Here is an 8,305-nt window from a genome sequence, read left to right as displayed (position 1 = left end):
CGGTCGATGTTCGTGGAGTTGATCTCGCTGACGCCCATCGTGACAGTGATATCGCGGTCGGCTTTGACAACGAAGACAGCCTGGCGGACGGCGCCGTCCTCGTCGACGACAATGCTCACGTTGAACGCGTCGATACGGGATTCGTCGACGTCACTGCGGAGGATGGCGTCGGGATTGGTGACGTTCTCGCTGACGTAGCGGTAGAAGGTGCCGCTGTCGGATTCCAGCACCTCGGCGTCACCGTACTCGACGTGGGCGAGCAGCGGCCCGACGAACTGGAAGCCGGTGAAATCGCCCATGTTGTACTGGGTGTCCGTGGAGTTATAGCGCGTCTCATCGCCTGTCTCATCGCGGATGTATACCGTCTGGTCTTCGTAGTAGGAGACGATAGCGCCCTGGCTCGTATCCTGGATGATGTAGGCTACCTCGTTCTCCTGGTCGACGAGCTGTTGGTAGCTGAACGACGTCTGGGAGTCGTCGGCCTGGATGAGGCTGTCGTAGCTAAAGATGTAGTTATCGTACGACTGCAGCGTCCCGATATGGTTCGATATCGCCGTATCGGCGGCTTCGACACCGTTCGGGCCATATCCATCAGGATATGCGACGTCCGGACCGTCGCCGGGCTCACCTTCGGGGTTCGCTTCGGGGACATCAGGCGTCGGGGTTGGGGTCGGCGACGAGGTTGCCGTCCCCGACTCCGGGGATGCGTCACCGCCGTCCCAGATGGGGAGGGCAGAGCAACCAGACAGCGACATAACGACCACGAGGACGACAGTCAGTACGACTCGGCGTTCCATGGCGTCAGGTTCAGCCGAACGGTTATAAGCCCTGTGCCCGCTACAAAACTCGGATCCGGCGTGAAACCGTCAGGCCTCGTCCGGCCAGTCGGGTCGCTCGACCGTGGTGTCTCCGACCGACGAGAGCTCGAAGTTCATCGACACGGATCGCTCTTCGGTGCCGTTGTCGGTGTCCGCGATATACGACAGCTGGTAGGAGGCGCTGTGGATGACGCCGTCGGAGTCGACGACGAAGCTCGCCTCGAAGTTCGTGACGTTCTCCAGGTCACTGACGCCCAAGAATCCAGCGGAGTTACCGATGGCAGTCGTCTCGTAGACGACGACCGATTCACCGTTTCGCTCCTCGATACTCACATTGTACGAGGATGCGTTCGTGAGGAGTGGTCGGATGGCTTCGGAGGCCGTCAGCTCCTCGGGCGGGAACGCCTGGTCTCTGACGGAGACGCCGGACTCCTCACCGTTGTACGAGGAGCGCTGATACAGCTCGCCGTTCTCATAGTAGGACTCCGTCGTCGCGTTCGCACTCGGGGATTCCACGTCGACCTGCTGGAGCGCCTGCTCGGCGTCGAAGTCGACCTGATACGAGACGCCAACCTCTGTCTCTCCGTCACTCGTCGTGACGACGTATTCGTACTCTCCGGTGAAGTTCCCGGCTGCCTGGACGCCCTCATTGTAGCTCGTGAGGGCTTGCTGTCCGTCAGTGATTCCGTCGGCCGAGAACCCGGCCGCATAGTCGAACTCTTCTGGGTCGGTCGGCCCCTCGCCGCCGTTTCCGTTGTTGCCAACGAGGCTCGAACAGCCGCTGAGCAACACTAGAACGACGACGAACGACACCGCAAGCGTCGAACGAGATACCATACACGTCCGTGGTTGCGAGCGACGTATAAGCATAGTGGCCTCGAGTCACTCGCTGATACCGGCCAGTGATGACGGCTTGGTGCTCGAAGCAGTCAGGTCGGCTCTGCGGACGGCCCGGCCGCGATTGACTCGAGGCGCTCGCGTCGCCGCTGTTCTCGTCGGGTCAGGAGCGATTCCTGCAGCCGGTCGGCGACCTGCTCGCGGAGCGCTGCCGCCCGGTCTTCGTCGATGTCCAACGCTCGGGGTTGCCGACCCGTCAGGCCGCTCGACCCCGCCGTATCGACGACGAGCGTCGCCAGATTCCGACGGCGCTGGAAGACAGTCTGGGCGTCGACGACCGTCTGGACACGGTAATACGGGACGACCGTCACGGTGTGTGTCCAGAAGCCCTCTGCGAGGACGATGTACTCCGATTGGACGTCGTAGCCGATGTTGATCCACTTGAGGTGGGCGGCGACCGGGACGACGGGAAGCAATCCGAGCGTCACGTACCACGCGAACGGCAGTTGTGTGAGCCGGTTTGCACCGAACGTCACGCCGATGGCGATGAGGGCAATGAGACCGTATCGGACGACGTATCGGTAGCGAGCGCGGTTCGGCGGACGCTCGAAGGACAGCTCCTCGAAGGGCTCGACCGACTGGGCGAGCGTGACGACGCGGTCACGGGCTGCCAGCGGGACAGCCGACTGTGACCCCGAATCGCTCGGCGCGTAGCCGGCCGTCTCGACGGCCAGCGAGGCGTGGCCGATTCGACGTGCGATGACGTTCTCCGAGATGGTGAGCGTCTGCACCTTCTCCAGGGGGATGGTGCCGCTGAACCGCTGCAGCAAGCCACGCTCGTACTGCAGGTCGTCGTTCTGTCGAGAGAGACGGAAGCCGTAGTAGTTCGTCACGGCGAGGACGCCGCTGACGGCCGCCGTGACAACGACGATGGCCACGGCGGCTATCGGTGCCGTGACGGCCAGGCCCAAAAGCGGGTCGGCGAATCGCTCGCGCAGCGAGGGCGCGATGATCGGTAGCAGGACGGTGACGAACGACAGGAGCCGAAGGTTGATGCCGGTGATGCCGAGCAAGACGAGTTCTTTCGGCGTGATGGTGAACAGGTCACGCTCCGGTGCCGGTTCCGTGCCCGGTTCGGATTCGCCGCGTTTCAGCCGGCCGAGCTCGGACTGGAGCCGTTCGGCCTCCTCGAAACTGACGTATTTCAGCGATGCCTCCGTCGACGAGCCGCCCGCCGTCTCCAGGTTTATCTGGGCGATGCCGAGCAGCCGGTGGACGACGTTCCGGCTGACGTCGACGTTCTGGACGCGGCGAATCGGAATCTCGCGGTTCCGGCGGGAGACGACGCCCGAGCGGATATCGAGCGTCTCGTCCGTGAGCTCGTACTCGAATCGCTGGTAGTACACGAGCTGGTAGGCGAGCGTAACGACGAACCAGGCGCCGACGAGGCCGGTGATACCGGAGATGCCACCGCCGACGGCTGGCGAGCCGAAGACGAAGAAGACGAGCAGCCACGCCAGTCGGACGACGGATTCGCCGGCCCGGTACGGCACCGAGAGCGGGTCGAGCTTCATTATACCGCGTCTTCGCCCTCCGCGGCGATGGCCAGCTGCTTCAGCCGAGTCTGGAGATCGTTGGCCCGTTCCGGCGTCAATCCGGGTATCGAGACGTCGGCGCCACGGGAGCCAGCGGTGTAGACGACGGTCGTTGCCAGCCCGAAGGCCCGCTCTACGGGCCCGCGGCTGGCGTCGACGTGCTGGATTCGGACGTGCGGAACGACGGTCGTCACATGGGTCAAAACGCCCCGTTCCAGATACAGTGAATCCTCACGCACCTCGTACGACCACGAGCGGTACCGGAGCACGGAGAAGACGGCACCCAGGAGGAACACGACGGTGAACACAGCGACGCCGATCCAGGGGCCGCCGACGGAGACGAACGCGAAGACGACGCTCGTGATGAGGCCGAGAATGAGCGCCGAAAAGGCGGTCTGGAGCACCCAGACAGTCTGGATGCCCGGCTCCAGCGTCTGCCGTGGGCCGACGAGCTCCTCGACCTCCGGTACGTCGGTGGCGGCACCGGATCCCGAACCGTCGTCCCGTTTCGTCACCGCAGGCGTGAGTTCCGACCCGAAGGGGTCGTCATCGGTGGCGTCGGCCGTCGTCTCGTCGCCGGCCGGCGCACCATCGGAATCGTCCATTGCCCGTCGTTGAGAGCGCGTCGTATATAGAAGGCCGTGTCACGGCATGGCTGCAGACGGTGGGTCAGGCCCGATGGATGCGGCCCGCGGTCACGTCGATGGGTGCTGCAAACCGGAGATGTGGATAGCCCGCCGGGGGTTCGAAGTTATTGGCCCGGAACAGCGTGTTGTCACGTATCTCCGCGGTCGCGGGCGCGAGCGACCACGAATCGTGGTCGATATCGCCGTAGTAGAGGCGGCCGCTGTCGTCGGTGGTGTAGAAGCGGTACCGCTCGGTGAGAAACGCCTCCTTCGACCCCGCGTCGGGTTCGGAGAACACACCGTCCGGCTCGTAGGTGGCGTCGAACCGCGCGGGAGCAGCACCGGCCGTTCGCCGCCTGCTGGTGAACGCGACGCTCCGGTCGGCACCACGGCCGTTCGTCTGAATGTCCATCTCCGCACGGTAATACGGGAGCTGAAAGAGCGTGCGGGCGACGAAGACGCCCAGACGGTCGTCGGCATCGAGGTTGAAGAAGTAGACGCCGGGCGTGCCGTCGACGACGACGTACGTCCGAAGGTTGAGTTCGCCGAAAGTGAGTCCCAGTGGCGCCCGCCGAAGCCGGATGTCGTCCATGACAAACGGGACGACGCCGAGGTAGGCGTCGCCCTCGAACGTGTCGACAGCGACGCCCTCCGGCAACCGGGCGGCGACCGTTTCGGGGTCGACCGACCAGTGGGCGAAAAGCAGGTCACGCCACGTCATCGAGAGCAGGGCGCACATAGGGAGATGTAAGAGCGCCTATGGTTTTGACCTACCGGTCGCGGAAGGCGCGTGGTACCGAGATTTTTGCGCTCTGATGGTGTAGTTCAGCACATGGAGTTCCGCAGTGTGCGAGGTGACATCGCTGCACGGTCGGCGGACGCACTCGTCAACGCCGCCGGAACCCGCTTCCAGATGGGGTCGGGAGTCGCGGGCTTCGACCTCACGGAGGAGGCCCGCATCATCGCCGAAACGATCGCCGAGTACGACGCCAGCGTGCTTTCTGACATCCAGTTCATCGCGTGCAGCAACGAGGAATACGAGACGGTTCGTGCGGCCGCCGAGTCAGTGCGGCCGGAGACGTAACCGGGGGCACTGCCGATGGTTTAAATACACCGTCGTTCTGCGGCGATACCAACAGGTACATCGAGATGGTATCAGTTGACACGTCTATGAGCCGACCGGTGTACGTGTACGCGCTGGCTGTTGTCGGATTGTTCGCGGCGCTCGGCGCCGGGCTCGGCCTTGCGGCGAACTTCATTCTCGGGTTCTTCATCGAGCAGTTCGTCGAACCCGGAGCCGACCCGCTCGATTCGACCCAGGTCGGCGTGATGTTCCTCACCTCCATCTTCACAATCTACGCGATGGGGCCGATGACGGCCGGCATCGCAGGCGTCGGCGTCGGGCAGGCCCTGCCCGATAGACGAGCCGTCGCCAGCATCGTCGCTGGCGCAGGGAGCTTCATCGGTTTCTATCTCTTCGTCGGACTCGGCCTCTTCTTCACGTTCACCGTCCTCGCAGAATACGGATCGGGCGGCGGCGGGGGCGGTGGCTCCCCACTCGACCCATCGTCGCTACTCACGCTGATGTTGCAGGTGAGCCTCCCCGTCGGCCTGGTCGGACTCTCGGCTGCCTATCTGACGAGCAAAATTACACAGCGCGCCGCGTCAGCTCAGTGAGCGATTTCCGACAGCATTCGCGCTTCGATTTTTCGCAAATGTTCACCGACAGTCGTCGTCGAGAGGTCGAGTTCGTCGGCGATATCCTGGTGCGTCGCTCGCCGCGGCACCTCGTAGTATCCGAGGTCGGCCGCGGTGTCGAGAATCTCACGCTGTCTGTCGGTGAGTAGCGACGACAGCTCGCGGAGCTCGGGGTCGTAATCGGAGAGCTGCTCCAGTTCGACCCGAATCTCGTCGGGGATGTCGTCGATGGCACGGCGGACGGTCTTCTCCTGGCCGATGACTGCGACGCGGAAGGCGCCTTCGGGGCCGTACTCGATGGGGGTATCGACGACGAATTCGTGTTCCTGAGTCAGGTCGAGCAGGGCCGCGGCCACAGGCGTCGGTTCGGCGTGGATGTATGCTTGGAGTCCGTCGCGGAGCGTCGAGACGTTGTGCGCGATGACAGCGTCGTGTTCCTCAAGCAGTTCGTCGAGTCTGTCAGCGTCTCCACGAACCTGTGTGAGGAGAACGACGGTTCCGTCGTTGAGTCGATTGATGTGGAGAATCGACTCACGCGAAAGCGATGGCTCCGCCGCTATCTCCTCGCTGACGGGGTCGATATCGCCGTGTTTTGGAATAAGGGAGATTCTGACGTACCGCATGGAATCACCGTTAGTAGCCGGGGTATAAACCTCCCCCGGTCGGTTCGGTAATTAAGCCACCGCCGATAGAAGGCAATAGGGGTAACCGTTTCACGACGATAGAACCGTGTAACTGATGCCCACGAATCGTCGGCTCGTCGTCGTGCTCGCCGCGGTTCTCTCCCTTTCGCTTTTCGTCGGCAGCGTTGCGTTCGTCCCCGGCGTCGCGACGGCCAGCCACGACCCCGAAGACGGCGATTTCACGGTCGAACCGATAGATGACCGCACCCCGGGCGCGACGAACGTCAAGTACGGCCAGGTCGTCGTCGCACAGGCGGGCGTCGACCTGAAGACACTCGAAGAGTCGGTCGCAATCTACAAGGAGGGAAGTTGGAGTAGCTGTGAGTCGAGCGACAGTGAAGTGTTCGGTATCGACCGTGGCAACACCCACGATGGCTACGAAGTGGACGAAGACCTCGAAGACAACACCAAGAGCTTCTCGGCGGGCGAAGACCGCTTCGAGGTACAGTTCTACGACGACGACGATTTCGGCACCTCAGTTGGGTTCAACAATAGTGACGCATTCATCTCCGTCGCCAAATGTGTCGACAATCCCGACGAGCCGGGCTGGTATCAGATTTCGGGCTCGACGACGGGCGTGACCGAAAGCGGCGAACGGGTCACCTTCGGCAGCGACTCACACTACTTCTGGATCTGTGACTGCGAGGACGAACAGGAAGCACGTGAGAAACTCGGGCCGCCGCCATCCGAACCCGAACAGACGGCGACGCCGACCGCGACGCCGGAACAAAGCGACACCGAAGACGAGAGCACGACAACCACGGAGACGACGCAAACCGAGTCGACGGCCCAAGCAGATGAGGACGAAGCGCAGACGGCGCCCGAGCAGACGGCGACAGCCGAACCGACCGACACGGAGACTGCAACGGCGACGCCGGAGCCCACGTCAACGCCCACCGACGCCTCTTGGGAGCGTCACGTCGTTCAGACACCCACGCCCGGCGACGGTGACGGTTTCGGTGGCGGCGTTGCACTTCTAGCCATCATCGGGACAGCACTCATCGCGCGGCGCCGGCGCTGACGCTAACGCTTACTGGTGACCGGAGACGGCCACCGGCTCGTAGGGGGCTTCGAGATACTCGATATCGCTGTCGGAGAGCTTGATTTCGAGTGCCTCGACGGCGTCTTCGAGATGCTCCATTTTCGAGGCGCCGATGATGGGCGCGTCAACCCAGTCCTTGTGGAGCAGCCACGACAGCGAAAGCTGTGCCATCGAGACGGCCTTCTCCTCGGCGAGCTCCTGGACGCGTTTGTTGATTTCGCGGCCACCGTTGTCCTGGTAGGGGTGCTCCTGGGCGTAGTCGTCCGTTTCGGCACGCTTCGTGGACATGTATTCCTCATGCGGGCGCGTGAGATAGCCGCGGGCCATCGGTGACCACGGGATGACGCCGAGGCCTTTCTTCTCGCATTGCGGGAGCATCTCGCGTTCCTCTTCGCGGTAAACGAGGTTGTAGTGGTTCTGCATCGTCGCGAACCGTTCGAGGTCGTGTTCGTCGCTCGTCTGCAGGGCTTCAGCGAGCTGGTGGGCCCACATCGAGGAGGCACCGATATGGCGGGCTTTTCCCCGACGGACGGCGTCGGTCATCGCTCGCAGGGTCTGCTCGATGGGGGTGTCGTAGTCCCAGCGGTGCGTCTGATAGAGGTCGACGGTGTCCATGCCGAGTCGCTCCAGGGAGGCGTCGAGCTCCTGTTCGATGGTCTTCCGCGAGAGGCCACCGGAGTTCGGGTCGTCGTCGCGCATCTGGAAGAACACCTTCGTGGCGACGACGCTTTCCTCGCGGTGGCCCTCCAGGGCGTCCCCGAGGATGCGCTCGCTCTCCCCTCGGGAATACATGTTCGCGGTGTCGAAGAAGTTGATACCGAGGTCGCGGGCGCGCTCAACGAGTTCGTGGCCGAACTCCTCGCCCCGCACCCACTCACGCCAGTCGGGGTCGCCGAAACTCATACAGCCGAGACAGATGCGGGATACCTCGATGCCGGTCGAGCCAAGCGTCGTGTACTCCATAGCAGGCTCGACGGACGGCCCATTCAAAAAGTTACAGCAGCCG

Annotated in this window: 9 protein-coding genes and 1 pseudogene; 3 read left to right on the top strand and 7 right to left on the bottom strand. The window is 63.3% G+C overall.

Annotated features, from left to right (window positions below):
- The 5 genes and pseudogenes from ACI8UR_RS05045 to ACI8UR_RS05025 form a co-directional block, all read right to left on the bottom strand.
- Positions 1 to 797: pseudogene (locus ACI8UR_RS05045) on the bottom strand (hypothetical protein); the annotation flags it as partial.
- A gap of 69 nt (positions 798 to 866) precedes the next feature.
- Positions 867 to 1,655 carry a hypothetical protein gene (locus ACI8UR_RS05040; protein WP_411713899.1) on the bottom strand — a complete coding sequence of 263 codons (789 nt, stop codon included), beginning with the start codon at positions 1,653 to 1,655 and terminating at the stop codon, positions 867 to 869.
- Between the two features lie 92 nt (positions 1,656 to 1,747).
- A complete protein-coding gene (locus ACI8UR_RS05035) occupies positions 1,748 to 3,229 on the bottom strand; it encodes a PH domain-containing protein (protein ID WP_411713900.1) in 1,482 nt (493 codons plus the stop codon).
- Entirely contained in the window at positions 3,229 to 3,855 is a 627-nt protein-coding gene (locus tag ACI8UR_RS05030; RefSeq protein WP_411713901.1) for a PH domain-containing protein, read from the bottom strand. Before ACI8UR_RS05030 ends, ACI8UR_RS05035 begins: the two co-directional genes overlap by 1 nt.
- A 64-nt stretch (positions 3,856 to 3,919) precedes the next feature.
- Positions 3,920 to 4,615, bottom strand: coding sequence for a YqjF family protein (locus ACI8UR_RS05025; RefSeq protein WP_411713902.1), 696 nt, complete (start codon positions 4,613 to 4,615; stop codon positions 3,920 to 3,922).
- Between the two features lie 93 nt (positions 4,616 to 4,708).
- Between ACI8UR_RS05025 and ACI8UR_RS05020 the strand changes: the two genes are divergently transcribed.
- Complete coding sequence (locus ACI8UR_RS05020; protein ID WP_411713903.1) at positions 4,709 to 4,960, top strand: hypothetical protein; 252 nt, start codon at positions 4,709 to 4,711, stop codon at positions 4,958 to 4,960.
- 86 nt (positions 4,961 to 5,046) lie between these two features.
- Positions 5,047 to 5,553 carry a hypothetical protein gene (locus tag ACI8UR_RS05015; RefSeq protein WP_411713904.1) on the top strand — a complete coding sequence of 169 codons (507 nt, stop codon included), beginning with the start codon at positions 5,047 to 5,049 and terminating at the stop codon, positions 5,551 to 5,553.
- Here ACI8UR_RS05015 and ACI8UR_RS05010 read toward each other — a convergent pair.
- Positions 5,547 to 6,197 (bottom strand): helix-turn-helix domain-containing protein, encoded by a 651-nt coding sequence (locus ACI8UR_RS05010; RefSeq protein ID WP_415087615.1) that lies wholly within the window; start codon positions 6,195 to 6,197, stop codon positions 5,547 to 5,549. The genes ACI8UR_RS05015 and ACI8UR_RS05010 overlap by 7 nt on opposite strands.
- A 115-nt stretch (positions 6,198 to 6,312) precedes the next feature.
- On the opposite strand from ACI8UR_RS05010, the gene ACI8UR_RS05005 reads away from it, so the two are divergent.
- Positions 6,313 to 7,278 (top strand): hypothetical protein, encoded by a 966-nt coding sequence (locus ACI8UR_RS05005; RefSeq protein ID WP_411713906.1) that lies wholly within the window; start codon positions 6,313 to 6,315, stop codon positions 7,276 to 7,278.
- A 9-nt stretch (positions 7,279 to 7,287) separates the two neighbouring features.
- Here the strand turns inward: ACI8UR_RS05005 and ACI8UR_RS05000 are convergent, their stop codons facing one another.
- The gene (locus ACI8UR_RS05000; protein WP_411713907.1) at positions 7,288 to 8,262 is read right to left on the bottom strand and encodes an aldo/keto reductase; all 975 of its coding nucleotides are present in this window, start codon (positions 8,260 to 8,262) and stop codon (positions 7,288 to 7,290) included.
- Positions 8,263 to 8,305: the final 43 nt, after the last annotated feature.

The organism is Natronomonas sp., assembly GCF_047616845.1.
Classification (GTDB): domain Archaea; phylum Halobacteriota; class Halobacteria; order Halobacteriales; family Haloarculaceae; genus Natronomonas.
The sequence above is the reverse complement of the archived record's forward strand: the minus strand, read 5'-3'. Positions and strand labels throughout refer to the sequence as shown.

Excerpts from the sequence above, each read along its gene's own strand:
- ACI8UR_RS05025 (WP_411713902.1), bottom strand. The coding sequence starts at position 4,615 with ATGTGCGCCCTGCTCTCGATGACGTGGCGTGACCTGCTTTTCGCCCAC.
- ACI8UR_RS05010 (WP_415087615.1), bottom strand. The coding sequence starts at position 6,197 with ATGCGGTACGTCAGAATCTCCCTTATTCCAAAACACGGCGATATCGAC.
- ACI8UR_RS05005 (WP_411713906.1), top strand. The coding sequence starts at position 6,313 with ATGCCCACGAATCGTCGGCTCGTCGTCGTGCTCGCCGCGGTTCTCTCC.
- ACI8UR_RS05030 (WP_411713901.1), bottom strand. The coding sequence starts at position 3,855 with ATGGACGATTCCGATGGTGCGCCGGCCGGCGACGAGACGACGGCCGAC.
- ACI8UR_RS05035 (WP_411713900.1), bottom strand. The coding sequence starts at position 3,229 with ATGAAGCTCGACCCGCTCTCGGTGCCGTACCGGGCCGGCGAATCCGTC.
- ACI8UR_RS05015 (WP_411713904.1), top strand. The coding sequence starts at position 5,047 with ATGAGCCGACCGGTGTACGTGTACGCGCTGGCTGTTGTCGGATTGTTC.
- ACI8UR_RS05020 (WP_411713903.1), top strand. The coding sequence starts at position 4,709 with ATGGAGTTCCGCAGTGTGCGAGGTGACATCGCTGCACGGTCGGCGGAC.
- ACI8UR_RS05000 (WP_411713907.1), bottom strand. The coding sequence starts at position 8,262 with ATGGAGTACACGACGCTTGGCTCGACCGGCATCGAGGTATCCCGCATC.
- ACI8UR_RS05040 (WP_411713899.1), bottom strand. The coding sequence starts at position 1,655 with ATGGTATCTCGTTCGACGCTTGCGGTGTCGTTCGTCGTCGTTCTAGTG.